32 protein-coding genes and 1 tRNA gene are annotated in these 25,796 nt (G+C 32.7%); 17 read left to right on the top strand and 16 right to left on the bottom strand.

What is annotated here, in order from left to right:
* Positions 1-99: 99 nt before the first annotated feature.
* Positions 100-525 (top strand): universal stress protein, encoded by a 426-nt coding sequence (locus D1867_RS05660; protein ID WP_013775344.1) that lies wholly within the window; start codon positions 100-102, stop codon positions 523-525.
* A 38-nt stretch (positions 526-563) separates the two neighbouring features.
* The gene (locus D1867_RS05655) at positions 564-1,796 is read left to right on the top strand and encodes a dihydrolipoyl dehydrogenase family protein (RefSeq protein ID WP_155863144.1); all 1,233 of its coding nucleotides are present in this window, start codon (positions 564-566) and stop codon (positions 1,794-1,796) included.
* Here D1867_RS05655 and D1867_RS05650 read toward each other — a convergent pair.
* Positions 1,776-2,468: a biotin--[acetyl-CoA-carboxylase] ligase gene (locus D1867_RS05650; protein ID WP_155863143.1), complete on the bottom strand. Its 693-nt coding sequence runs from the start codon at positions 2,466-2,468 to the stop codon at positions 1,776-1,778. The genes D1867_RS05655 and D1867_RS05650 overlap by 21 nt on opposite strands.
* Positions 2,455-3,510 (bottom strand): L-threonylcarbamoyladenylate synthase, encoded by a 1,056-nt coding sequence (locus D1867_RS05645; protein ID WP_155863142.1) that lies wholly within the window; start codon positions 3,508-3,510, stop codon positions 2,455-2,457. Before D1867_RS05645 ends, D1867_RS05650 begins: the two co-directional genes overlap by 14 nt.
* Positions 3,511-3,672: 162 nt before the next feature.
* Between D1867_RS05645 and D1867_RS05640 the strand changes: the two genes are divergently transcribed.
* Positions 3,673-4,185: an NADH-quinone oxidoreductase subunit B gene (locus tag D1867_RS05640; protein WP_013775348.1), complete on the top strand. Its 513-nt coding sequence runs from the start codon at positions 3,673-3,675 to the stop codon at positions 4,183-4,185.
* Here D1867_RS05640 and D1867_RS05635 read toward each other — a convergent pair.
* From D1867_RS05635 to D1867_RS05620, 4 genes are read right to left on the bottom strand one after another with little or no spacing between them, the layout of a single operon-like run.
* Entirely contained in the window at positions 4,164-5,351 is a 1,188-nt protein-coding gene (locus D1867_RS05635; protein WP_155863141.1) for a glycerate 2-kinase, read from the bottom strand. The two genes, D1867_RS05640 and D1867_RS05635, sit on opposite strands and share 22 nt — an antisense overlap.
* 46 nt (positions 5,352-5,397) lie before the next feature.
* On the bottom strand, positions 5,398-5,790 hold the full coding sequence (locus D1867_RS05630; RefSeq protein WP_155863140.1) for a hypothetical protein: 393 nt from the start codon (positions 5,788-5,790) through the stop codon (positions 5,398-5,400).
* A complete protein-coding gene (locus D1867_RS05625; RefSeq protein WP_155863139.1) occupies positions 5,783-6,415 on the bottom strand; it encodes a metal-dependent transcriptional regulator in 633 nt (210 codons plus the stop codon). Before D1867_RS05625 ends, D1867_RS05630 begins: the two co-directional genes overlap by 8 nt.
* Positions 6,416-6,418: 3 nt before the next feature.
* Positions 6,419-6,676 (bottom strand): hypothetical protein, encoded by a 258-nt coding sequence (locus tag D1867_RS05620; protein WP_240872169.1) that lies wholly within the window; start codon positions 6,674-6,676, stop codon positions 6,419-6,421.
* Between the two features lie 97 nt (positions 6,677-6,773).
* Between D1867_RS05620 and D1867_RS05615 the strand changes: the two genes are divergently transcribed.
* Together D1867_RS05615 and D1867_RS05610 are read left to right on the top strand one after the other, a co-directional pair.
* Complete coding sequence (locus D1867_RS05615) at positions 6,774-7,193, top strand: hypothetical protein (protein WP_155863138.1); 420 nt, start codon at positions 6,774-6,776, stop codon at positions 7,191-7,193.
* Positions 7,172-7,588, top strand: coding sequence for a hypothetical protein (locus D1867_RS05610; protein WP_155863137.1), 417 nt, complete (start codon positions 7,172-7,174; stop codon positions 7,586-7,588). The genes D1867_RS05615 and D1867_RS05610 overlap by 22 nt, the downstream gene beginning before the upstream one ends.
* On the opposite strand, the gene D1867_RS05605 is transcribed toward D1867_RS05610, so the two are convergent.
* The 3 genes from D1867_RS05605 to mobB are packed head-to-tail and all read right to left on the bottom strand — an operon-like array spanning position 7,585 to position 9,469.
* Positions 7,585-8,280, bottom strand: a complete 696-nt coding sequence (locus tag D1867_RS05605) for a class I SAM-dependent methyltransferase (RefSeq protein WP_155863136.1) — start codon at positions 8,278-8,280, stop codon at positions 7,585-7,587. The two genes, D1867_RS05610 and D1867_RS05605, sit on opposite strands and share 4 nt — an antisense overlap.
* A 3-nt stretch (positions 8,281-8,283) precedes the next feature.
* Positions 8,284-8,985 (bottom strand): CBS domain-containing protein, encoded by a 702-nt coding sequence (locus tag D1867_RS05600; RefSeq protein ID WP_155863135.1) that lies wholly within the window; start codon positions 8,983-8,985, stop codon positions 8,284-8,286.
* Positions 8,975-9,469, bottom strand: a complete 495-nt coding sequence (gene mobB / locus D1867_RS05595) for a molybdopterin-guanine dinucleotide biosynthesis protein B (RefSeq protein ID WP_155863134.1) — start codon at positions 9,467-9,469, stop codon at positions 8,975-8,977. Before mobB ends, D1867_RS05600 begins: the two co-directional genes overlap by 11 nt.
* 24 nt (positions 9,470-9,493) lie before the next feature.
* Here mobB and D1867_RS05590 point away from each other — a divergent pair, with 24 nt between their 5' ends.
* The 5 genes from D1867_RS05590 (at position 9,494) to D1867_RS05570 (ending at position 13,797) form a co-directional block, all read left to right on the top strand.
* A complete protein-coding gene (locus D1867_RS05590; protein WP_170283902.1) occupies positions 9,494-10,648 on the top strand; it encodes a molybdopterin molybdotransferase MoeA in 1,155 nt (384 codons plus the stop codon).
* Positions 10,608-11,195 carry a molybdenum cofactor guanylyltransferase gene (gene mobA / locus D1867_RS05585; protein ID WP_155863132.1) on the top strand — a complete coding sequence of 196 codons (588 nt, stop codon included), beginning with the start codon at positions 10,608-10,610 and terminating at the stop codon, positions 11,193-11,195. The genes D1867_RS05590 and mobA overlap by 41 nt, the downstream gene beginning before the upstream one ends.
* Positions 11,196-11,477: 282 nt before the next feature.
* Positions 11,478-11,936, top strand: coding sequence for a class I SAM-dependent methyltransferase (locus D1867_RS05580; protein ID WP_155863131.1), 459 nt, complete (start codon positions 11,478-11,480; stop codon positions 11,934-11,936).
* Positions 11,933-12,601: a diphthine--ammonia ligase gene (locus D1867_RS05575; RefSeq protein ID WP_155863130.1), complete on the top strand. Its 669-nt coding sequence runs from the start codon at positions 11,933-11,935 to the stop codon at positions 12,599-12,601. The genes D1867_RS05580 and D1867_RS05575 overlap by 4 nt, the downstream gene beginning before the upstream one ends.
* The gene (locus D1867_RS05570) at positions 12,571-13,797 is read left to right on the top strand and encodes an amidohydrolase (RefSeq protein WP_155863129.1); all 1,227 of its coding nucleotides are present in this window, start codon (positions 12,571-12,573) and stop codon (positions 13,795-13,797) included. Before D1867_RS05575 ends, D1867_RS05570 begins: the two co-directional genes overlap by 31 nt.
* Here the strand turns inward: D1867_RS05570 and lrs14 are convergent.
* Positions 13,794-14,177 carry an Lrs14 family HTH-type transcriptional regulator gene (gene lrs14 / locus D1867_RS05565; protein WP_013775363.1) on the bottom strand — a complete coding sequence of 128 codons (384 nt, stop codon included), beginning with the start codon at positions 14,175-14,177 and terminating at the stop codon, positions 13,794-13,796. The genes D1867_RS05570 and lrs14 overlap by 4 nt on opposite strands.
* 247 nt (positions 14,178-14,424) lie before the next feature.
* Between lrs14 and D1867_RS05560 the strand changes: the two genes are divergently transcribed.
* Positions 14,425-14,592 carry an AbrB/MazE/SpoVT family DNA-binding domain-containing protein gene (locus D1867_RS05560; RefSeq protein ID WP_013775364.1) on the top strand — a complete coding sequence of 56 codons (168 nt, stop codon included), beginning with the start codon at positions 14,425-14,427 and terminating at the stop codon, positions 14,590-14,592.
* Positions 14,593-14,626: 34 nt separating this feature from the next.
* Positions 14,627-15,358 (top strand): TatD family hydrolase, encoded by a 732-nt coding sequence (locus D1867_RS05555; RefSeq protein ID WP_155863128.1) that lies wholly within the window; start codon positions 14,627-14,629, stop codon positions 15,356-15,358.
* A 33-nt stretch (positions 15,359-15,391) separates the two neighbouring features.
* Here the strand turns inward: D1867_RS05555 and D1867_RS05550 are convergent, their stop codons facing one another.
* From D1867_RS05550 to D1867_RS05530, 5 genes are all read right to left on the bottom strand, one after another.
* Positions 15,392-15,586, bottom strand: a complete 195-nt coding sequence (locus tag D1867_RS05550; protein WP_155863127.1) for a hypothetical protein — start codon at positions 15,584-15,586, stop codon at positions 15,392-15,394.
* A gap of 1 nt (position 15,587) precedes the next feature.
* The gene (locus D1867_RS05545) at positions 15,588-16,622 is read right to left on the bottom strand and encodes an oxidase (protein ID WP_155863126.1); all 1,035 of its coding nucleotides are present in this window, start codon (positions 16,620-16,622) and stop codon (positions 15,588-15,590) included.
* 44 nt (positions 16,623-16,666) lie between these two features.
* Positions 16,667-18,430, bottom strand: a complete 1,764-nt coding sequence (locus tag D1867_RS05540; RefSeq protein WP_155863125.1) for a cbb3-type cytochrome c oxidase subunit I — start codon at positions 18,428-18,430, stop codon at positions 16,667-16,669.
* Positions 18,431-18,757: 327 nt separating this feature from the next.
* Positions 18,758-18,842: transfer RNA gene (locus D1867_RS05535), tRNA-Ser, on the bottom strand.
* 187 nt (positions 18,843-19,029) lie between these two features.
* Entirely contained in the window at positions 19,030-19,902 is an 873-nt protein-coding gene (locus tag D1867_RS05530; protein WP_155863124.1) for an NAD(P)/FAD-dependent oxidoreductase, read from the bottom strand.
* 54 nt (positions 19,903-19,956) lie between these two features.
* Between D1867_RS05530 and D1867_RS05525 the strand changes: the two genes are divergently transcribed.
* The 5 genes from D1867_RS05525 (at position 19,957) to D1867_RS05505 (ending at position 25,520) form a co-directional block, all read left to right on the top strand.
* On the top strand, positions 19,957-20,586 hold the full coding sequence (locus tag D1867_RS05525; protein ID WP_155863123.1) for a hypothetical protein: 630 nt from the start codon (positions 19,957-19,959) through the stop codon (positions 20,584-20,586).
* Positions 20,587-20,591: 5 nt separating this feature from the next.
* The gene (locus D1867_RS05520; RefSeq protein ID WP_155863122.1) at positions 20,592-21,659 is read left to right on the top strand and encodes an RsmB/NOP family class I SAM-dependent RNA methyltransferase; all 1,068 of its coding nucleotides are present in this window, start codon (positions 20,592-20,594) and stop codon (positions 21,657-21,659) included.
* A gap of 79 nt (positions 21,660-21,738) precedes the next feature.
* Positions 21,739-23,625 (top strand): protein UpsX, encoded by a 1,887-nt coding sequence (gene upsX, locus D1867_RS05515; protein WP_155863121.1) that lies wholly within the window; start codon positions 21,739-21,741, stop codon positions 23,623-23,625.
* Positions 23,626-23,686: 61 nt separating this feature from the next.
* Positions 23,687-24,829 (top strand): hypothetical protein, encoded by a 1,143-nt coding sequence (locus D1867_RS05510; RefSeq protein WP_155863120.1) that lies wholly within the window; start codon positions 23,687-23,689, stop codon positions 24,827-24,829.
* A complete protein-coding gene (locus tag D1867_RS05505) occupies positions 24,813-25,520 on the top strand; it encodes a hypothetical protein (RefSeq protein ID WP_155863119.1) in 708 nt (235 codons plus the stop codon). Before D1867_RS05510 ends, D1867_RS05505 begins: the two co-directional genes overlap by 17 nt.
* On the opposite strand, the gene D1867_RS05500 is transcribed toward D1867_RS05505, so the two are convergent.
* Entirely contained in the window at positions 25,513-25,779 is a 267-nt protein-coding gene (locus D1867_RS05500; protein WP_155863118.1) for an SSO5209 family protein, read from the bottom strand. The two genes, D1867_RS05505 and D1867_RS05500, sit on opposite strands and share 8 nt — an antisense overlap.
* Positions 25,780-25,796 lie beyond the last annotated feature (17 nt).

Below are 25,796 nucleotides of genomic sequence, written 5' to 3'. Positions count from 1 at the left end.
ATCTTTTCAATTGTACACAATTTTATTCTGTAATACAAAGAAATTTTCCTTTCATTCAACTTTATATAATGCGTTATCTACATAAGAAATTGAGGAAATATGTTTAAACATGTGTTAGTAGCCTACGATGGTTCGTCACATGCAAAAAGAGCATTAGAAATTGCAATTGATTTAGCAAAGAAATATGAGGCAAAATTAGACATCGTTGAGGTGGTGGACTCTACTGTATTTGCAGGAGCAGGAATAGCTCCAGTACCTGCAGACGTTATAGAATCAGTTTATAATAGAGCAAAGGCAGATATCGAAGAGGCTAAAAAGAAGTCTAAGGAAGGAGGAGTCGAAGCAGAAGGAGTTATACTAGAAGGTGATCCGGCAAGTGCAATCCTAGAATACGCAAATAAAAACAACGTAGATTTAATAGTTACAGGAAGTAGAGGGCTTTCAACTCTAAAGAGAGTATTTTTAGGTAGCGTATCGACTAGGCTTGTTCAGGAAGCTAAGATACCAGTAATGGTAGTAAAGTAAATTTTTTAATTTTTATATTATAAAACTTTTCGATAAAAATGAATATTACGATAATAGGTTCTGGTCCTGCGGGTATTTATTCTGCAATTGCTTCGGCCAAACTAGGGAACAAAGTCAGGCTTATAGAAAAGAATGATAAACTAGGAGGTACTTGTGTACTTTATGGTTGTATTCCATCTAAAGCAATGTTACACCCTCTTTTCTTGAAATATTTTGCAGAAGAGACCGGAAGAGAGCTTAATTTCTCATTTAGTGAAATACAGAAAATTGCAAAAAACGTAGTAAATAGACTTTCTAAAGGAGTAGAGTATATGCTAGAATCTTACGGAATAGAAGTAATTCACGGAAAAGCCCAATTAAAAGGAGGTAACATACAAGTAGGAGGACAAACAATTCCCTCAGATAAATTAATAGTAGCTACAGGCACAGAAAAACCTCAAATAGAAGGAACTATTGCTTCTGATGATTTACCTTACCTAGATAAAGAGTTTTCTAAAGTTCTAGTCATAGGTGGGGGAGCAGGTGGAGTAGAATACGCTTGGTTACTTAAGATGTCGGGAAAAGAAGTGAGTATAGTAGAAAAATCCGATAGCTTGTTGCCTTATCTTGACGAGGATTTAAAGAAAGCTGTTACAGCTTATTTTAAGAAAATAGGGATCAAACTTTATCTATCTTCTGAGATTACTTTAGGCGATAAACCACGCATTGGAAACGAAGAATTACCGCAATCTGACATTATACTTTATACATTTGGAAGAAAGCCCGCATTAGAAGGATTTGAAGAATTACCGCACGAAAAGTGGGTTAAAGTTGATAAAAGAATGTATACTGGAGTAAATAATATTTATGCAGCAGGTGATATAACTGGAACTTTTACTGCTCATGAAGCAATTCACGAAGGATTTGTAGCAGGATTAAATGCTTCTGGTATAGAAAAATATTATAACCCAGAAGCTGTGCCAAAGGTCATTTACACTGAACCACAAATAGCATACGTAGGAAATACAAAAGGTAAATGCGTAAAAATTAATATGACAGAAATACCTAGGGCGATAGCTGAAGGATTAACTGAAGGATTTCTGAAAGTGTGCACAGAAGGTAAAAAAATAACTGGTGCAGTAGCTTTCTCTCATGACGCTGAAAATATTATTACATTAATTTCAATGTTCATAAATTACGGTATAGATATAGATAAAGCAATTGACTTTATAGAACCGCATCCATCATATTTAGAGGCTGTATTTGAGGCTTTACTTAGACTCAACTCGTAAAATGTCCTCAACTTCGAAGATTCCACAGTCAGTAACTAGCCTTCCAAACTTATCTACAAATAGGGCAGTGCATTCGACTTTTGTTTCGTCTCTTCTAGTTATAACTACTTTTTTATTCTTTATAGATAGATAATTATTAATTTTACTTACAATTTCTTCAAAATCTTCCTTAAGAGAGAGATAATAGTCTATCTTTGATATTACTTCGTTAAGCAGTTCGTCATTATTAACTTCCTTTCCAGTCTCCATTAAAATTGAAGTGGCTTTAATGTCAGGAGGAAATTCCTTAACGTTAGTATTTATACCCACACCTATAAATAGATCCGTGACATCACCAGCATATATTGCCTCAATTAAAATTCCAGAAACTTTCTTGTCATTAACAACTACATCATTAGGCCAACGTATTTTTGCATCAAAAAATGAAGATAAAACATCCCTCACTGCTAAAGACACTTTAAGTGTAGCTACTGGAATTTCTTCCACATTAAAATTCTTCTTTACATAAGTAAACCATAATCCACCTTTAGGAGAGTACCAAGCTCTTTTATACCTACCTCTAGCTTTAGTTTGCTCCTCAGCAGTTACTAAAAAATCTTCATAAAGCATTGAAGAAATAGCTTCTGCAAAATCTTGTGTTGATGTTACTTTACTTAACTTAAATTTCAACATATTTTTTCACATCATCTAAAGTCTTGATTATTGAGAAACCAGAGGCCTTTCTAGCTCTATTCATTATTGCAAAACCTATTCCTTTCTCTGGTACTCCTTCCATAACACCCATATCAACGTCTAATCTATCTAGCTTTCTAAACGAGTCAAATAGATTCTTTGCAATCTCGTACAGGTTTTCCCTACTACCTAGAATTATTCTTGGTTCGTCAAAATCCTTAAAGTCCTCAGTAGTACAAAGTACAGCAACCTTATACTTGCTTCTAAGCAATTTTACAACTTCCTTAAATATTGAGTAATTCTCTACTAGAAGAAGCTTTTTACTAGGCGCGTAATGCCTATATTTCATTCCTGGGGCTAACGCTACTGTAAATTCTCCACCTTTTATTAGTTGTTCCGGAATGACTATTTCTGGTAAAAATTGATGCAACTCTTCTAGCGTAAATGGGCCTGGCCTTAAAAGTACTGGTGGATTGACGGTCATATTTATGATAGTAGATTCTACGCCGAAGAAAGTGTCCCCACCATCAATTATAACGTCAACCCTTCCATTTAAATCTGATATTACATGCTCAGCTTTAGTAGGACTTGGTTTAGTGGCTAGATTAGCACTTGGGGCAGCTATTGGTACGCCGCTCTCCCTTATTAGTTGTAACGCTATCGGATGGGCGGGCATTCTTACCGCAACAGTATCAAGTCCTCCAGTTGTTTCTTTAGGAACCTTGTCGGTCTTCTTTAATACAAACGTTAAAGGACCGGGCCAAACTTTTTGTGCCATATCTAAGACAATATCTGGAATGTCTTTTGCCACATCAAATAATTGGTTAAGATCTGCTATGTGAACAATTAACGGATTATCCATAGGCCTATTTTTAGCCTTAAAAACTTTTATCGCAGCCTCAGGATTATATGCGTCGCCGCCTAAACCGTAAACTGTTTCAGTTGGAAAAGCTACTATTCCGCCTAACTTTATATATTTTGCAGCTTCCCTTATTTTATCTATCTCTGGATTTAGTGGATCTACTTTAAGTATTAGAGTCATACTAAAAGACTCTTCTAGTTTAAAGAATTTTATAGTTATTCAAACTTTTAACCTTTCTAAACGATCTTAATACAATGATTTGATGATTAATGAGGTGATCGCTGACGTATGATGAAATCATTATAACAAATTTATATAAACTGGAAAATGTAATGTCCAAATATGACAGATCAAATTCTCCTCACAGGAAATTTAAAAGAAGCTGCTAGAAAAGCTGCACAATGGCTAGCTAATAGAAAGCCTATAAGAGATTTAAGAGATTGGGGTACAGCGTTCTCGTTGTGGCCTCCCCACTTTACCACTAGTTGTTGTGGGGCTGAATTTGGAGCATTCGCTGCTGCAAGATTTGATGCAGAGAGGTTCGGTATGCTTCCTTTCTCTTCTTCAAGACAATCAAATATTCTAGTTATAGAAGGTACAATGACTAGGAAAATGGCAAGGGCTGCAAGAATAGTTTATGAACAAATGCCAGAGCCAAAGTATGTAATGGCCATAGGAGCATGCAGTCTAGAAGGAGGTATTTTCTGGAATTCTTATAATACGGTCTTACCTTCAGAAGTAGGAATACCAGTAGATATTTACGTGCCAGGCTGTCCAATTAGACCAGAGGCAATAGCTAGAGGACTTCTAATGTTACAGAAAAAAATAAGACATCAATCAACCATTAAGATGTAAACGTTATTTACATTAGTATACGTAAGGCCTGTTTTGATTACTGCAGAATACCTCTCTAAGAGTTCATAACTTGAATGATTTTTTAGACTTTCCTCAATTTCCTCATAACTTATATTCATGTCTCCTCTAATTACACAGCCTGCATACTCACTATTTCCATCTATTCCGTCTGTGGCAATTGCATAAAATTCATAATTTCCTCTAGCCTCTTGTAAAAGCGAAAGGGCTACTTCGCCATTTCTTCCCCCTTTTCCGAATCTCCCAGTTATTGTAACTTCTGGTTCTCCACCTATTATTATGCTACCTTTTTTGAAAGGTATAGAATATTGTAAAATTGATTTATATATTGATGCAATAAATTTTCCTAGATCTTTTGCCTCTCCAACTACTTGGGAAGTAAGAATAAGAGGATTATAAAGATGAGAAGAAATCTTCTTTAATACGTCCATGTTATCCAGAATAATATAATTATCAGCATTAACTTCTTTTGGCGTTTCTATTAAGTATCTAGAATACTCTGGAAGACCTATATCTTCAAGAATTTCTTTAGCGTCCTTAACTGTGCTTTTATCTGCTACAGTATACCCGCTACCTATACTTCCTAAATCATTACCCGGAACGTCACTTACAATAAGAGTCAAAACTTTGGCTTTAGATAATTTAGCCAAAGAACCTCCTTTAAGCCTCGATAAGTGCTTTCTCACTATGTTAATTTTTGTTATCTCCAAACCAGATTTTATCAACCTATCGTTAATTTTTCTATATTCTTCTAGAGGAATGACTGGATCTTCTAGTAGAGCTGATGCTCCTCCAGAAAGTAAGAAAATTAAAAGATCATAATCTTCTGTTGTAAGCATTTCCTTTACTCTTTCCCCTGCTTTTAGGCTGAACTCGTCAACTTGAGGGTGACCTGCTTCTATGACGTTCTTTAAAGGTAAATTAGACCCATGAGGAGTTATAACCAAATAGTCTACTGGTTCTATTCTATCTAGAAAGAATTTAGCCATTTTATAAGAGGCTTTACCAACTGCTATCATAAGAGGCTTGGAAAATTTGTATTCCTTACCTTGTACTATTATCTTATCCTTTTCGACTTTCACTTTTTCCATAAGTGCATTATAAGGATCTGCGTATTCTAGAATCTTATCTATAATAGAGAAATTCATGATATTTTATATTTGAAAATCAAATAATAAAAACTACTACTTATTACTAACTTTTCTTCTTATTATTAGTTTTCTGGCTGGATTTATTAGCAGACTCCAATGATCTCTTATATTCCTTATAAAGATCCGAAGCAATCCTACGCCCTTCCTTAGATAGATCAAAGTATATTCCCTTAGGTTTGTGACCTAATTCTTTCGCCTTAACTTTTAGCCAAGGTTTTACTGAAGAAGTTACTGATTTCTTTAATGCTCCTTGAAATCTCACTAAATAACCCATTTCTTCAAGTTTTCTACAAGCGGCATCAATCTCGTCTTCATTATATTTAGGAGCCCATCCGCTTTCTCCTAATAACCTTCTAGCCATATACCATGGGTTATCTGGACCGTATTTATATATATGGATAAGAATTTTTTTCATTAAATCGTTAAGTTCAGACATTTACAACTACCTGATCAGCTAATGTTTTTGTTATTTCACTTATTTTACCATTAATTTGAACAATAAACTTATCTTCATCCTTTTTTAAAAGCTTTATAGTCTCCCCCGGTTTTATTCCTAACATTTCCATATTTCTTAATATCCATTCTTCTTCTTTAACTATCATAATTACCTTGTATTCTCCCTCATTTACTTCTGATAATAATTTACCAGTAGGTATCTTCATTCTACCTGGTATAGGATGCCCGTGGGGACAGGTGGAGGGAAAGCCTAATATCGCATCAATCTTATCTAAAACGTCGTCAGGCCAAATGTGCTCTAACCTATGGGCTATTTCATGAGCCCTAATCCAATCAACTCCAATAACATCAGTAAGCAACCTTTCGGAAAGCCTATGAGATCTTATTAACCTTTCTGCAATCTTTCTTCCATCATCAGTAAGTTTCAACTTCCTATTGGATCTAGTAATTAGCCCCAATGATTCTAATCTATCTAAAGCCTTACTTATTGTACCAGGAGAAACTTGAAAAGCAATAATTAAGTCAGTAACTTTAGCTTGACCTTTTACTTCTTCGAGCTCGTAAATTTCTTTAATATAATTCTCAAGCGCTTCCGATAATTCCATACTTTATGTTTTGATTTTAGCTTTTATAGTTTCTACCAACCTTGACATAGTCTCTTCTTTTACAAATACTTCTACATTAGTTGAGAATTTACCACTAATTCCTTGTTCTTTTAAATACTCCTTAAGATTTTCTAAAGCTTCGTCAACTGCTGAAGAAATATGTGAATGTAATCTGCTTACTCCTACATTATCTGGTAAATCCAGGTTATCTACTTTTACCACTGCATAATATTTTTTGTTATCTTCCTCAACTTCCATCATATTCTCATGATACTCTTCAATTCGAGAGTAAAAAGATTAAGGTTCGAAAATAGAACTAAGAAAAAATATTAAACTTCCGAATTAAATGATTATAAGTATGTACAAGGTTATCTTTAAAGTCACTAAAGGCTCTGCCAGTAATTTGTCACAAACATTGAGGAAAATAGGGTTTATACCAATATACAGAAAAATTCAAGGTGATTATGATATGTATATGACATTATTTAAAGGAAACAATTTAGCCGAAGTGAAAGAAGCAATCTCTGAGGCCGCATTCTATTTTGCAAAAGAGGGAAAATTCGGTAGGCAGGATTTTGCGACAATATATGAAGTAGATGACAAGTACTTAGGAAAAGGAATAGGAAGTTTACTAGGAGCGGGCTTAGGATATAAATTGGCTGGATTACCTGGTTTAATATTAGGTTTATTAGGCGGTGTAATAATAGGTGAACTAGCAGATATAACTATGGGAGAAAAATTTGTAGGTGTTATGGAATGGCCGAAACTAAGCTACTAAAATTACTAGGAAATAGAGTAACAAGTGGAATCTTAGGCTTATCTCTCCTCGTCTCTTCACTTTACCTAGTTATTTCAATTAAAGTTAACTTTTACGATTTACTTTATGAAACTCTAGTATATTTTAATCCGTATTTCCTATATGTAATTGGTATTCCTTTAGGATTAGAAAGGTTAATTTACGGAATAACTGGCAATAAAAAATTCTCAGACTTCTTCTTTGGAAGAACAGAATTTACAGCTATGTACCTATACTTCCTTTCTTTATTTGGAATAATAATGGGAATATTTATTGTAATTTATTCAATAGCACTAACTGGGATATTAGTAAGGACAATGGATATAATAGATGGCGTGAGTTTCATTCTATTTGGAATTTCATTGGTAGCACTTTAATTAGTTTTTTTACATTTTAAAAGAAGCCAAGGTCCATATTTTTTACTCTCAAGTAAAGTAAGTTTATTTTCCCTAATTGCAGATAAATAGTAATCCTTATGCCTTAATTCTATCTTCCACCATTTAGATAAGAAACTCGAAATGAAATTACTTTTGACCAAAACCAAAATTTCGCACCTACCATTAGGCTTCAAGACTCTGGAAATTTCCTTTATTGCTAGAGAAGGATTACTTAACATGTGCAAGACTAGAAAAGACGATACAGAATCCATAGAGGCAGATTCTATAGGTAGAGAAATCGCATCAGCCCTTACTGCTATAACATGAGAAAATTTCTTCTTTAGAATTGAAAGAAATTTTGTAGAAATATCAAGACCTACACAATATTCACATTTAACATACTTGAATATTATTCCTGGACCAGTACCTATGTCAAGAAAGCTTTGAGAAGATAAAAATTCACCTGCATCCTTGAATATTTTATTATATGAATAAAAAGAAGTTAAGAAAAACCCTAAAGGTGCCCAAATTTTATCGTAGATAGGAGCAATTCGCTCCAGTAACTTATCTCCCTTAACGTCTGAATTTACTAGGAAATCGTATATTCCATCATGATACATAAACTTATGTCCTTTCCCGCATTCTAACTTATCATTAACTGGAGTTCCATCGTAGGGGCAAATAAATCTCATAAATTACTTTATCTGAAAGGTGGTAAATATATATCGTATAAAATCCTTTAAAGTAACTATTTTATTCTTATTTACGCAAAGACTTCCAATATTATATTCTTTCATCACCTTTACAGCTTCACTCATTGAATAGTTTTCATCAACACATATAAGATGTGGATTCATCACTTCCATTACTGGTACGTCTACCGTGTATTTCTGTGCATAGTAATAAATTATATCCCTAGCTGAAAGCATTCCTATTGGTTCTTTCTCAATTACTGGTAAATGTCTTATATGATTTTTAACCATTATTTCAATAGCCGAAATTAAGTTAGTATAGGGCGGTATATTTAATGCATCCTTAGCTATATTGTTTACATCTACTTCCTTAGGAAAGTGGTAAGAAAATACAACATCTTTCTCAGTTATTATCTTATCATCATAAATAACTGAGTCAACATTATTCTCAACCATCGATTTAACTATATGTATAATATCTGTAGAAGGTATTTTTACTGCCTTCTTCAATTCCACATCTCTTAACCTAGCTTCGCTTTTAAATAGTAAATTTCTTAATGCTTCATCAACAGTAAAAATTCCATAAATTTTATTATTACAGTAAATTACAATTCTCCTTATATTGTTTCTCGCCATAAAAAATATTGCTTCATCTATAGTGCTTTCACAACTTATTGAAATTATTTTTGATCCATTAATCTGCAATTCTAATCTCCTTTATTCCATATTTTTTCATAATTGTATATAAGAAGAATGTAAGCAAAGACTTTTGAGCCTTTTCTCCATTAATCTCTATATTGGGGTAACTTATACATCCTTCAGCTTTTTTGGATATATTTTCAGCAATCTCCTTGGCTTCTTCTGGAGATCTTATTTCAAATTTATCACCTAGGTTTAAATCCTTAAATCCTTCAATAAGTATAATATCTGCAGGGAATAACGAGAGATAATCAAAGTCTTTACAATCAAAGAATAATGCACAATCATTACTATGGAAGATTACTAAGTCTGCCCCCTCTTTCTTAAACTTAAAAGTATCTTTATTTTCATCATCAATAACGTGGTGAGAGTGCTTTACTACTGCTATTATTAAGTCTTTTCTTTTGCGTTTTAATTCCTTTATTACTTCAAGAATAGTTGTAGTTTTCCCTGAATCTTTCTTACCAACTATCTGAAAAACGCATGCCATATTAACTTATACTCTTATTAAATATTGATGCTTATCCCTTTAGAAGAAGCTAGAAAAATTATCGAGGAAACCGAATTTCCCAAGCCTTCTGTAAGAGAAGTTGATTTACTAGACTCAGTAGGTAAAATTGTAGCAGAAGATATTATTTCAATAGAAGACATCCCAGAGAGAGACTTATCTGCAATGGACGGATATGCAATAAGAAGCGAGGATTTTGGAAAGAAATTGAAGGTCGTTGGTTCTCTTTTTCCGTCAAGTAAGGAAGTACCTAAAATTAATGAAGGAGAAGCATTTTACGTAACTACTGGAGCCCCAATACCTGAAGGAGCAGATGCAGTATGTAGAGTTGAAGCAACTAAGAGAGAAGGAGATTACGTAATTATAGGAGAAAAAGTTCACAAAGGAAAGGATATAAGACCTAAAGGAGAAGATATCAAAAAAGGAGAAAAAATACTTAATAAAGGAGAAAAAATAACTCCTTATCATTTAGGAATTTTAGCATACGAGAAAATATACAAAATAAAGGTGCTTAACATAAGCTTTGCTGTATTTGCAAACGGAGATGAACTTTCGCCTTTTCATTCTAATGGTGAAAAAGTAGATTCAATAACACCAATTCTAATTCCTTTGTTATCATCTTTTGGTAATGTAACATATCTTGGTGTAGCTAAGGACAATCCAGACGATGTAGAAAAATTCATCGAAAAAGCTTCTTCGTTTGATTTTATAATATCTATTGGTGGGTCTTCGGTAGGTGAAAAGGATTATGTGAAGAGAGTTATTGAAAAGAAAGGAGGAAAATTACTTTTTGAAGGCGTTTCAGTAAACGTACTAAAGAGAGGCAGTGTTGGTTTAATAAACGGAAAACCAATCTTAATCTTACCAGGGCAAGTAGTTTCTGCAATAACTGTATTTCATGAACATGGATTGCATATAATTTCTAGGATGATAGGGAAGGAAATAAGAAAATTTGAGGAAATAGAACTTGGAGAAGAAATAGAAATAAGACACAATATGGATTCTACATTCTTGTTCGAAAACAAAGGCGGAAAAGCCCATCCATTAAGATGGGGGGTAGGACTTTACAGTGAGTTATACAAAGCGTATTGGTTTGGTGTTCTAAAGAGAGGAAGAAAATATGAAAGAGGAGAAAAAATCCTCTTGCAAAGACTTCTTTGATGCAATAATATTAGCTGGAGGAGAATCAAGGAGATTTGGAACCGATAAATGCTCCTTTGAAATAGATGGAAAAACAATGCTACAAAGAGTTGCTGAAAACTTTGAGAGGCCTATAATTGTTACTAGAATTCCAAGAAATTGCGGAATAGAAATAATAGATGAAGGTATAGGACCAATAAGAGCTTTGGAAATTGCAGTTAAAAGAATTGAAAAAGATAAAGTTTTTGTAACGGGATGCGATTTTCCTTTTCTTAAAAGAAGAGTTGTAGAATATATCTGCAGCAAGGATTATGAGATCGCAATGCCTTTATTGGAGTATCCGCAACCACTTTTAGGCTGCTATAATACGAGATTCTTGAAAAATAATATTTCAAAAGTTAACTCTCTCCAAGAGTTAATAGGCATTGCAAATAGCGCTTATTTAATTGGAACTGAAGAAATAAAAATGATAGATTTAAGCCTTGATTCTTTACGAAATATTAATAGATTAACTGATTTCTACACAAAAGTAAAAATTTTTACTAAATCTAAAATTTTATTAAGATAAAGATTTTAGTTTCTTCATGATATCTCTAAACGTTGTTTAAATCTTTAGCGTAATTTTATAGTAGTTTACAGTTTTCTCTTAAATCTTTTAACAAGAACACTAAAGATAATCCTTTTATACGTTTATGAGTAAAATTATATTTAGACCATAAATGGCAAAAAAGAAGAAATCTACTAGCGAATCATCAAGCAGTTCATCAAGCAGCGGGGAAAAGAAAAAGTAATTAAGGCAAGTATTCATCTAACCTTAAAGTTAATATGTTTTTTCTTTAGTTACTTTTAAATGCTTGCCCCATTTATTCCAACTCCTGAAGAAGTTATTAAGGAAATGCTAAGTTGTGCCAATGTAGGAAGAAAAGACATTATTGTAGACTTTGGAAGCGGAGACGGCAGAATACTTAAAGTTGCAAAGACGTATTTTCACGTTAAATTAGCTATAGGTGTGGAATTAAATAAAATCTTATGCAAAGAATCTAAATCTAAGGACGTGGAAATAATATGCGGTGATTTACTATCTCTTTCAGAAGTTCTAATCCCAAGGGCTACAGTAATTACTACATATCTTTCACCCAGAAGTAACGAGCTCTTGGAAGATATAATTTTAAGAAACGGCAAAAAAGGTCTAAAGGTTATAAGTCATGACTTTGAATTTAATAAATTACCTCTAGAGAAAATTAAGAAAGTAAAAGCAATGGGTTTATTGGGCTTAACAGAACACACTATTTATTGTTACAAATTATGAAAGTTTGCGTATTATACTCTGGAGGAAAAGATAGCACATACGCCTTACATTGGGCAGTATTTAAAGGTTTCGAAGTAATATCTTTACTTACTCTCCTGCCCAAAAGAGAAGACTCTTGGATGTTTCAATATCCTAATGTCGAATATACTAAATATCAAGCTGAAGTCATGGGGATAAATATTATTCAAATGCCGACCTCGGGTGAAAAGAACAACGAACTTGAGGATTTATACGTTGCTTTTAAAAAATGCAAAGATTTAGGAGCTCAAGGCATTGTAACGGGGGCCTTGCTTTCTGATTATCAAAGACTTAATGCTAATATTATAGCTGAAAAACTATCATTGAAAACTTATTCTCCATTGTGGAGAAAAGATCAGGAAAAATACATGTACGAACTTATAGATGAGGGATTCGAGTTCATAATTACTTCTACCTCTGCTTATGGTTTTCCTCACGAACTTTTAGGAAAGGTAATAAAGAGAGAGGACGTAGATCTAATAATAAGGAGAGCAAGAGAATATGGCTTTAATCCTGCATTTGAAGGTGGAGAAGCTGAAACTTTCGTTACTTATGCACCGTTATTTAAAAGAAGATTAAAAGTATTTGGCGAAATAAAAAGATTAGGAGAGGATAATTGGAGGTTTTTAATAAAACGTATACTTTGAAAAATTGCTCCTTCGTAGTAGACTCAGAAAAAGTCCTAGAAAATGTTAACATAGTAATTGATAACGACAAAATAAAAAACGTAGGCAAGGAAATAGAAGGAGATGAAATAGACTGTTCAGAATATGTAGTAACACCTGGTTTTGTTAATTCGCATACTCATTCTGCAATGATCTTCTTAAGAGGATATTACGATGATAGCGAATTACAAGAATGGCTAGATAAAATGTGGGAAAAGGAAAGATCTGCAGGCAAGAACATACTTAGGTTAAGTAGCGAATTAGCAGTACTAGAAATGTTGTCTTCGGGAACTACAGCATTCGTTGACATGTATTTTAATCCGGAAGATATAATAGAGATTTCTCAACAATACGGTATTAGGGCTGCCGCAGGTTATACTTTCTTAGATAAAATCTTTGACCCGGAGGAAGTAGCAAAAATGCAAAGAAGACTTCGCGAGACTAACCTATTTAAACCAATAATTAATGTGCACAGCATATACGCAGTAAACGAAAAAACATTACTTTTAGCAAAAGATCTAGCTGAAGAACAAAACACTTGGATAAATATACACTTATCAGAAACTAGGAAAGAAATTTATGAGACAAAATTAAGAAAAGGAAAATTTCCAGTAGAGTATTTGCGCTCTTTGGGGATAACAAAGTTCCAAGCAGTCCATTTAGGTTGGGTAGCTAGTTGGGAAATAGATATGTTGAAGGATTCTGTTGCAGTAACTCATTGCCCAACATCTAACATGAAATTGGCAACGGCAGGAGCGTTTCCATTCTATGAAATGATGAACGCAGGAATTAATGTTACAATAGGCACTGACGGTCCTGCAAGCAATAATTCTTTGGATATCATAAGGGAAATGAAAAACGCAGTATTATTACAACGCCACTCCTATTGGGACACAAGAATAAAGGCCATGCATGTATTTAAAGCTACTACAGAAAATGGATATAAATTATTTGGAATTAAAGGCGGATTAATAAAAGAGGATTATGTAGCTGACTTAGTGCTGTTTAATAAGTACGACTTGTATCCACTAAAAAAAGATAGGTTGTTATCAAATATAGTTTATTATGCCACTGGAGAGAATGTAAATAAAATAATCATAAATGGAAAGATAATAGATAAGAAGACCATAAAAGAAAAGATTCACGAACTAGCAAAAAAATTAAATGAACTCATTTAAGGTTTAAACTCACTTTCAACTAGTGATGCCATCTTATCTGAACAGTCCTTAATATCTTGTAAAATCTTAGACTTTAGCTCGTTGTAATCCTTTGCCTTATAAAGGTATCTTGGCCTTCCTGCCTTATTTCCTGGTTCCTTAATCCTCATTACTAATGCCATTTCTAAAAGCTTATTTAGACTTCTGTTAATTGATGCCTTGGAAAGCTTTAAGTCGCTCTCAAGTTCTTCAGTTCCTCTTGCATCTCCTTTCATTAGTGCCATTAATACTTGTACGTCAGTTTCTGAAAGTCCGTAGCAAAATGACAATATATCTACCAACCCTGCATCTTTTCCAGATGGTAACTTTATTCTTGATCCACTTATCTGACTTTGCTCCATTTTAACCACAAATAAAGATTCTAAACTCCTCATATATATATTTTTTCCATGTATTTTAAGGATAGCATTTCAACTTTTATAGAGAAGTAAGACGTTATACAAAAGAACTCATAAAAGTTAATTATATATTTATGTAAATCGTTCCCAAAGTATTCACTATGTTCTTAATACTTTCAAAGCTATTTTTTACTGTATATAAAAAGATTTATATATTAGAATATTAAATAGGTAACATAGTGATCTATAAATGGCAGACGTAGAAGAAATTGTAAAAGTAAGTAGAAACTACCAGGTTACAATTCCCGCTAAAATAAGGCAGAAGTTCCAAATAAAGGAAGGCGATCTAGTTAAAGTAGTATTCGACGAAAAAGAGAATGCAGTAAAGATAACACTACTTAAGGAACCTTGGAAGTAAATTTTTTAAATTAATTCCCATTTTTTTATTTTCTATGCTCATTGATATTCATGCTCACTTAAATTCTGATGAACTTAAAGATAAGATAGATGAGATTTTATCCAAATGTAGTATAAAAATAATAAACGCTGGAGTAGATTTAGATAGCGACATAGAAACTCTAGAACTAGCAAGAAAATATAAAGACATTATATACCCTGCAATAGGATTTCATCCAGAATATATAGAGAAGGCGGAGAAAGAAGTTGATAAAATATTGCCCTTAATAGATAAGGCGATAGCAATAAGCGAAGTAGGACTAGATTACTACTGGATAAAGGATGAAAAACTGAGAAAAAAGGAAATAGAAGTACTATCTGCTTTCTTAGAAATAGGAGAAAAGAGCAGAAAACCAGTAATATTACACATAAGAGGTGGAATGAACGACTTTCTTCAGTTAGTATCTTCATATAAATTAACTTTCATAATTCATGCATTCGAAGGTAGTATAAAAATAGCGAGAAAGATTCTAGACCTTGGAGGATATTTATCTTTCCCACCAATTATAGTAAGAGATAAGCTAAGAAGACAAATCGCAAAAGAAGTGCCCATAGATAGATTATTCACTGAAACGGATTCGCCATTTTTAGGACCAGAAAAAGGAAAGATGAATGAACCATGCAATGTTAACATAACGCTAGATGAATTATCTATAATTAAAGGATTGAGCAAGGATGAAATAGAAAAGCAGATTGAGAAAAATTTTTACAGAGTCTTCATACAATAAGGAAACTAATAAAAGAAAAATATTACCTTATTTTTACTTCTTTTCCTCTTCTTGAGGTGCGAAGTAAACGAATAGGAAGAACGATATGAAGCCTATGAAAGCCATTATAGTGAATAGCATTGTATATGGAGCAGCTGCTGCGTGAAGTGTAGCGTCAGCCAATTCCCATACTAGTAACGCTATAGCTAATATGTAACCTATTCCCAAAACTTTGAAGAAGCTAACCATTTTAATCACACTCCACTAATATTACTCCCCATGCACCCATAATATATCCTTTCTGTATTCCTATTAGGTCTCCAAGCTTAGTACTTAAGCCACAAGGATTATAGTTATAGTATACTGGAGTTATTATTCCGTATAAGTATGCTGGCGCAGTAGCGTTAAAAGTGAAGCACATTGTAGTTCCATAAGATATTGGAACTTGCTTTACTAAAGTAATTGTACCATTCCACCATATCGCATATATTCCTACATATACTGAAGTTACTGGATAAGCTGTTCCATTTACGGAATAATTGTATAAGTAATTCCTATCGTCATCTGGAGTTGGCATATACATTTTAACAGTGACAGTCTTATGGGCATAAGTTATTAACGTAGGGCCTGGCACAGTATCGTTAAATATTCCACATTGATTTCCTACTAAATAGAAGGATGTTGAAGGCCCAATTATTGGTGGATTATACGGGTCTCCCTTTAATGCCACACTCTGTGCAACTGAAGTTTGCTTCTCATACGCTGTTATATTTCCTGAAGTGAAATATCCGCTATATGGCAAACTTAAGAGTAATCCTGTTTGATAGCTGAACCAAGGTCCGTTGTATTCTCCTCCTAAGAATGCATAAGCCCCAGTTATATTTGGAACTGGTAATACGTCATATTCGACTAAACCTGGAACTATTTGGTCTGTCACTACTCTATCAGAATAGTCTGCAAAATAGAAGTTAGAAGTTACGTCCGCTGAGGTCATTGTTATATTTAAGTACTCTCCAGGATGTCCTATTATTAGATTATAGTAATAAGGACTTCCTAGTTCATCCGATATTATTCCACCACCGCTTTCATTTATCTTGAATAGGTACTGGTACGAGGTAATATGAACGTCGATAATTTTAGATGTAGGAACTCCCACTAGACATCTTTCTACTGAGGGAACTCCACCTACTACAAAATCTTCAGGTAAAGTTCCTGCTATTACGATTGCAAATAAAACTATTACAAATATTGTCCAGGCTAATTCCCATCTTTCCTTTTTGTCCATTTAAATCACCTTTTAGATAGAATCATATTTAGTAAAAAAAGAAATTATAAACTCTTCGCACCCTTTAGTACTGGATAAGAAATTAATATTATGCCAAGTGTTAGTAGGATTATCCACGCCCACGGCATTGTGTTATACATATCTCCGCCCAATGCTAGAGGTATTGTACTAATTACTATTATTAAAGCGCCTATAATTCCTAGAGCCCAATACGCTCCTAACGCTTTGCTATTCATAGTTTTTCCTATTTTATTGAAGTTATTAAGTTTAAACCCAGCAGAACTCCAATCTAAACTCATGGCAACCGTGTTAATGAGCTGGCCTAGTGATAATCCTTCTAATCTTGCAGTCCTTCCTTTCACTAGTGTTGCTACTAGATTTACGAACCAAACTAGTGTAGAGATTTCAGCAATAAGTGCTCCAACTGTTGCTAAATTCTCAGCAAATACTAAGCCAGGAACCCTTGGATATATTTCCGCCCTTCTTACAACGCCGTAAAGGCCTATTATTTCAAAGCCAATTATTAGGATTGAAGCCCCTATTGTATAACCAATGTAATGAATCCACGCCATCTTGCTAGAATACCACTGCCTTCCAGTCATCATTGGTATCATGAAATATAATACCGCCATTGCTGCAGGTACAATTGATAATAAGATCATAGCGTGGAAGTGCCCAACTACCCACATGCTATTGTGGACTATTGAATCAAAGGCTATTGTTGCGTTTGAAATTCCAGTTACTCCTGCGGCAATTGCCCCTGCAAATGACGTTGCTACAAACGCAGTAATTACGTTAAAGTTAACTTGAGCACCTTTTGCTGTAGCCCATAAGTTAAGGAAAGTCATCATTGAGGGAACTACTACTGCATAAGTTAATATTTCTTGCAGTACTTTTATTGCTACTGGTAAATTAACCATGTATAAGTGATGTATAGGAACGTTATTAGAGAAGATTAAGTAGAGTAATGCGGAAATTCTTCCCATTCTATCACTATATAATGGTTTATTTGCTAGAGTTGGTATTAGTAAGTAGAGTGCAGCTACCGCAGGTAACCATGCCATGTAAACTACTGCATGGCCAAATATCCAGAAAGCTATTTGGTTAGCTATTGGATTTAATCCAACTATTCCAGCATAAGCTAGAATATCCCATATGTCAGCAGCAGTTACTCCGGAGTAACCTATTGCATACAATAAGGTATTCATTAGGAAGAATACTAGAGGTACTGGCAATTTTTCCTTTAATGACTTAGATGCAATATAGTAATGGTATATGATCCATACTGAGGCCATATAAGTGAAGGCATCAAGTAATAACCAGCCTATGAAGAATAGCGGAGAAACTACGTACTCAGAATAAGGAGGAATCCCCATTGGAGATATATAGTACCAATCAGTTGCAGAAAAGTAATTGTCATTAAATGTTGGGAATGCAACAATGGGTCCTTCCATGAACATCATGGAAATGTTTATTGCAATAAATGCTGCATTTAATAACCATTTTGCTCTAGGCTGAAGGTTTAGTAATTTTATTGTAAAGTAAATGAATAATGCAAACTCGACTTGCTCTGCAAATCCAAATAAGTCCCTCTCTGCATGTAGAGTTATTCCTGCATAGTACTCCTGTGAAGTCATTGCCAATACTCCATAGGTTCCCCAGGTAGACTCTTGGATTCTAACCATTAAGGAGTCTATAACTCCTAATAAGCCCCATATAACTCCCATTACTAACATTGCCATTACGATTCTAGTAGTCCAGTCTTTGTCAAGTTGGAATAAGGAAATTACAAGATCCTTTAGACTCATATCGGATCTATGAGTAATGTATATTTTTAGTTCTTATATTTTACATTGATATTTTTTTATAAAGTTACTTTAACACAGTTAAACTATCTATAATAAAGGAAAATGTCACATATAAGGTAAAGTATGTTAAATATTGAATTTAAAGATTTTTTATTAAAAATCAAGAATTCTATGCCTAGCAACATAGAACAGTAAATGATGACAGTTACTAGATCTAGTGCACTAAATAAAAGTACAATTGAATAAATTGCGAAATTGAGAGAGAATAATATTTAGTTAGATTATAAGTACTTTACCCTACCCCACAATTAATCTTGAACTCTGTAGCGCCGGGAGCGGGATTTGAACCCGCGCGGGGTTTCCCCCAACGGCTTAGCAGGCCGCCGCCCTAACCGAGCTAGGCGATCCCGGCATTATATTTATTCTAATCTATAACTTAAAAATCTTTAGATAAGTTGCTCAACGCCAAGCATCTAAGTATTTGCTTTGTATATAGAGCTAATAATTTTAACCTCATTTATATGTAGATAATTTAGAGATGCTCAGGGACTAAAATATGAAGGCGGATAATCCCCTGATACCCCCCAGTCCCTGGGCATCTATAAATAATATAGAAATCCCATGTTACCTTTCCTCCAAATATAATACTTTTCTATGAATCTCTTCATCAATGACCTAATTTTAGAAACTTTAACTTCTTGATAATTAATTCCCCAAGGTACTTTAGACCTTATATGAATGCCTTCTCTTCCAGTAGTAACTATGTGAATATAAATCGGTTCAAATCCTCCCTCAAGTTTTCCAGATATTCTTTTACCAACGTATATTCCTTCTCTCATTGCCAACTCTCCTAATTTTGGCCAACCTTTAATAATATCTCCTATTGCATAAACGTTTTTCTTAACTTCAAGATAACTATTAACACTTAGTAGGCCGGTAAACTCTGGAGGAACACATTTTTCGATAATGAGGTTAGGTTCTTCACAAGTTTTAATGTATTTTTGTGTTACTTCACTTACGACATTGGCTACCTTATTACCTAGATAAGATAAGAATTTACCATGATATTTTACGTTCTTGCCAGCAATTTTTGAATATAGTGCTATCTGCAGGGCCAAATAATCGTCGTACTCATCTTCTGCAGTTATACAAATTTCTTTATCGTTCCTTATTTTCTCCATTATGCGAGCTAAATTAGGTCTTTCACAACCTAAAGCAATGATTATTTTATCTGCCTTATACTCGCCTTTATTAGTTTTTATTTCTAAATTAGAAATATCAACATCTTTTATCTCCTCTTTTTGGACAAAATTTAAACTAACTTCATATTTCGTATTTTTTATCAGATTTCTAAGATATGCTGTATAGAAAATGAATTTACTCTCGCGAGAAAGAATTACTTTTCCCGCTCCTCCTTTTATATTATAATATGCGTTTAATCCTGCATATCCAGAACCTAATATGAATATCACATGAGTTGTAAGTAGAAAGATTAATAATTTTTGTGTAATCTCTCTCTTATTGGATTGAAGCTCACTTTAGCTTATTCAAAAGAAGAGGAACTACTACCTATATTACCTATTTTAGATAAGGAAATAGATAAAGGAATTGAAATAGAAGCAATAAAAGTTAAGGAAGAAGAAATTAAGTTTAAATACACTAATTTTGACCTATATTATCTTCCTCTTCCAGACTTAAATTATATTGAAACAAAAATATTATCAAACGGGGCTTATGCGGTAAATTCTTTAGGATTAGATAGTTTGAAGAACGAAGTCTGCATAAATAGTAATTCCACGGAGTTTTACCTTCTAAAGGTTTTAATGAATTACAGAGGAATTCCAAATGGTAGAGATAACTGTAACGGGAGTAAATTCACTACAAAGGACTTTAAGATATCATTAAGTGATAAGTGGAAAGAGACATGCGGAGATTTACCAATAATTTTGAACGTTATAGGTAGTAATTTGCCTGAAGACGTAATAAGCAAGGTAAAAATAGTAATTAGGGAATCCGCAAGTTTGCAAGAAGCGAAAGGTGCAATAACGTCAGTTTCAAAGGAATTAGGACTTAAAGGAAGAAAAGCTATTGATTGTTTCTTCAACTTATGTAGGAAGAAGAACTTGTGTAATGTAAATAATTACGTAATTTTGTGAGAAAATTGATTAAAGATTTTTTGACTACCCTTTTATATTTCGTAGAAGAAAAAGGATATCCTTTGCCTGTTGCTTTCAAAAAAACTAAAGAGATTAAGAAAGTTAAGGGGATGAATTACGACAAATTATATGAGATATCTAGGCTACTCTTACTTTCATATAATTCTCTAAAGGGTAAAAGGTCTAAAAAAGTAGATCAGTTTTTACAAGGTAATTATGAAATTTTATTACCTTCATGGGCCAGGGAAGAGTTATCAAGATATCTAGATGTAGAGTATTTAGAGAGATCTTTGAGAATTAAAAATACGTGGGTTAGGATAAATACCTTAAAGGCTGATGTAGACAAGGTTTTAAAATCATTAGAGAATCAAGGAGTTAATTTTGAGGTTGATAAAGACGTCTATTATTTGATTAAAGTTGAGAACGAGAGTGCACTGAAAAAGACTAAGGAGTTTGCAAATTTTGAAGTTATTATTCAAGATAAGGCAAGCGTATTAACTGTTGAGAGTTTAGAAGTTGGAAAGGGCGATAAAATTATAGATTTATCCTCTGCTCCAGGTAATAAAGCGTCGCAGATTATGCAACTAGGTGAGAATAGCGTTGAATTATTTCTAGCAGATATTGACATAAATAGACTAAAAAGAGAGGTGGATTTACTTAAAAAAATGGGAGTTAATATGAATAAAATTCATATTATACACCAAGATTCTACTAATAATTCAATGTTAAGGTCAGATAAAGTACTACTTGATGCACCTTGCTCCTCCTCTGGAATGATTTCTAATGAACCTGCAATAATGGTTAACCTTACAAGGGAAAAAGTAACTTATTATTCTCAGCTTCAAAGGAAAATGATAGATGAAGCTAGGAAAACTATTAATGCAGACTATTTAATTTACGCAGTATGTTCCTTATTCCCTGAAGAAGGAGAAGAACACTTTATGAATCTTAAGACTGAGAAACCTAAAATCCCTGGAGAGAGGCCTTATATTGATGGCGTTAATGGAATAAGGTTATTTCCTCACATCAACTTTACAGAAGGATTTTTTATAACTAAAATACTTTTGCAGTAGTCTATAATTTAAATACCTATTAAATTACGTGAAAATTCCTATTTATAAATATATTTCAAGAATATTTATTCCGGAAGGAGTGAATTACACTTTAGAAAATATCGAAGATACAATCTATTTAAAGACTGATTCAATAAGACAACCAGAGATTGTTCTTTTTCCTGAAGTAAGTATAGGAAAAGAGCCATGGGTTATTCAAAAAGGTAATAAGTTGATTCAAATCGACGGGAAAGAGGAAGTGCTGGAGGAAACTCAAGGAGATTTTCTAGGTGTCACTTACATTAACGTTGAGGGAGTATATGAGAAAATACTACAAATAAAGGAAAACGAATATATTTTTAGAGGAAATAAATACAATGAATTCTTGAAATATTTCAATACTTGTATCCTAGAAAATAGTAAAAAGATAACTCTCATATACGACAATATGGAAATTAATAGAGAAAAACCAAAATATTATATAGTAAATAAAAACGCAATTTCGCTAGTTTATGATGGATATACAGAAATAATATCAAAGTCTGGATCCTTTAGAATAAATGAGGAAAAAATTCTTTTAGGTAAACAAGGCAACAAGTTGGTATTTCAAACTCTTGATGGTAAAATATTACTTGAGGATGAAGTAATAGGCTTCTGTGAAAACAAGGCAGAACTACTAGGGGTTATCGGTAACGGAGTAGTTATATCGTGCGTCGATAGGGTAAAATATTTTAATGACGGAATATGGCAGGAAATTGAAATTAATGTTAACCCTTTCTTAAGCTTTGTAAATTCTAACTTCATTATATTAACAACTAACATTCACACATTAGTTTATGACAAGAACCTTTTTTTAATATATAAATTCCTCAGCTCTGCATCAAGCGCGACTACTAGGTATATAGTCTTGTTCACAAATCCCTTTGTTGGAGTAGTAGATAGCCTGGATAATGAAGAAGTAATGAAAGTTGAGAAAACCGTGCTAGATGAGTCTTCGCCAATAAAAATCCTTATAAGAAAAAACTATGACATAGAGTATCAAAATGTAATAGAAGTTAATAGAAAGGATACAAATTCAAATTACTACCAAGTTGAAGTGGAACCAAAATTATTAGGAGATTATGAGGCTAAATTCAAATTAATCTCACCTTTCTTCTCTTTAAATGTTAATATACCAATTATTAGCGAAAAACCTAAAATATATGCAAAAGGTTCTATTATAAGAACAAATGGAGAAGTTTTAGGAACTAAAATGAATTCGTATCTAAATATAACTATTAACGCTAAAATAGTAACTAATATTCCTTACACTATTAGAATAAGATTCAGAAATCAATCATTTGATATTATCTTTGACAAAAAGGAGATTAATAAGGAGCTCAAAATCCCTGTAAATATATTTAATCAAAAAGAATCAAATGAAATTATTAAAATAGAAGTAATAAGGAATAACACTATACAAACCTCTATGGAATTACTCGTCCCTATAATTTTCGTAGAACCCCCAAGTGAGTGGAAATCAAAAATTATAGACCACGGCAACTATATAGAGAAAATACTATATACTAGTAGAGGAGACATATCTTGGACTAAGGTTTATCATTATCCAATGCACAAAAAGGCATTATTAGTTAAGGAAGGCTTAAAGGAAGGCGTGAAGGTTTCTGGAGATAAAGTAATAGTAAATTTAGAAGACCCTATAATAAGCTTATATTATACAGTAGACTATCCCTATTTAGTTTTAATACCAAATATGAGATATTATTATCCTATAGAAGTTTTCTACGGAACTCACAGTTATAGAGGGCTTCCTGAGAAAATAATATTTCCTCTGGATCCTGCATATAACGAAATTTTCTTCAGAGTTTACGTTGGAGATAAAATAATAAAGAGAACATATAAAATTCCTAAAGAGATATATTTCAAGGTAGCAGCAAGCTCAAAATGTAAGTTAGAAGAATTACTCAAAACTTTTGGTATAGTCTGAAGCTTTTTTATTTTCTAATCCTTACGTGCCTTCCAATATAGTGAAAAATACATATTACATTATGGGCTGCAAAGTTACAATATCGCAAGTAGATGATGTATTAAATTACACAGTAGAAGAACCTACATTAACTCTAGAGGAGGAAAAAGCTCTTAAATCACAAGTTCAATTACCTCAAAATAGTATAGAAAAAATAAATTATTATAGAGAAAAAATGGAAAAATTCGGTAATCTAACTTGTTTAATGCTTGATAAAAATGTTGAAGAAATTGAATGCATTGATATTTCAAAACCTTTAAATGTAAAAATTAAAGGATTAGGAAGAGCGACAACTAACATAAAAGTTAGTAGAGATGAGATACTAGATATTTTCTCTAAATTTATGGACTCAAAAAATTATAGGAGAATAGGGGAATTCATTATTATAGAAAATGATAAATTCAGAGGTATAATTAAAGTTAAAGAAGATATAAACTTCAACATAATAAAAAATGATAATTACTCAGAAAGTATAACTGAACTCATTTCTGAAGGGTACTTAAATAAATATTCTGCAACTTACTTATGGCATATTATTGAAAATTCAGGAATTATTATAATAAATGGAAACAAAAGAATTGCTAATAGTTTAGCCTTTTCTTTGGTTAACTTAGTTTATAATAAATTCAATAAAATCGTAGTAGTAAGTAAATCTAAGATTAGGAAACTTAACGAGTTAATTATACTAAATGGCGTTAAAAACCTCGATATAATTGATTATTACAACCCAGACTTAGTATTATTTGATTATGTTAATAGTGACGTTATTACAAAAATTATCGATTTAAATATTCAAAATAAGGGCGTAATAGTACTATCTGGTTTTCCAGATAATACTACTTTCCTAAGTAGCTTATTAAAATTTCAATTGCTTTCCTTGTCTAAATTACCTACCGTACTTGTGGAAATAATTGGAAATTACGTTAATATTCACGAGTTGTATTCTACCAGAACTAAAGTAAGGGTAAGAAAAGTATGCAAAAAAGGAATTATGAATAAAAAAGAATTCAATTATTCTATAATACTAAAGAATAAAATAAATACCAATAATCTAGATTTAAAGATATCAATTATAGAAAATTTAACTAATAATAATATCTTAGATAAGTACGAAATAAGAGAAAAAGTGGCGAAAATAGGTGAAAAAATTGAGCCAGAGATTTAAATTGATAAAGTCATTTAATATTGAGAGTTTTGAGAATATTAACGAGAAAAACTTTACTGAGCTTGAAAATTTATCAATAAAAATCTTATTATTTAATTATCTAACATTTATATCAAGTCTAATTTACTTACGCCTCTCCATTCAATTAATCACTATTGCCTTACTTGCGTCTATGCTAAGCTTGATATACCTTTTAGTTAAACGCAAAGTTAACTTTACTCAAAACATTAATTTATTATCACTAACTGCAGTAGCACCATTATTACTACCAATGCCAATAGAAGTAAGAATAAGTACTTCTCTTGCAATTTTTTCAATGCTTAACTGGAATTTTAATAAGGAGGATATATATCATCAGTTTCTTAAGAAAAAAAGAGAGAAAATACTAGAAATGAAGAGAAAACTATTGCAAGGATCTAAAACTTACAGAGTTACTATAAAAAGGCTGAACAAACTTGAGAAAAAGTTCTATGGGCTATATCAAAAACTCCAAGTATTTTATATCGTATTATATTTTCTACCATTACTAACATTACCATTTATTAAGTATGAAACTATAGCATACGAAGAGGGAATACTGACTATTCTAATTTTATCCTCTATAATATCTTTACTGCTAAGAAATAGTTTATTTGATTTCAAAAACATACTTTATATCTCATTAATTTCAGTACTAATATGGTTTATATGAGCGCATCTTTACTTTCCTTGGTAACAATATCTATTTCATGACCCTTTTCTAAAGCCTCCAATATTTCTTCGCCTTTTTGAGTAAGCTTGTATACCTTATGTGAGCCTTTAGAGTAAATAGTTTCTATAAGCCCTAAGCCTTCTAAAATGTGAAAAATGGCTAAAACCTCGTATCTGGGTATTTTTGTCCTTATTACTACCTCTCCAGGGTTTACTGCACCGTCTCTTATAGACTCAAGAACAACTTTAATCTCGTACATCAGTTGAGATACTGGAG

This window comes from Acidianus infernus (assembly GCF_009729545.1).
In the GTDB taxonomy this organism is placed as follows: Archaea; Thermoproteota; Thermoprotei_A; order Sulfolobales; family Sulfolobaceae; genus Acidianus; species Acidianus infernus.
Note: the sequence above shows the minus strand (reverse complement) of the source record. Positions and strands in the feature narration are given on the sequence as shown.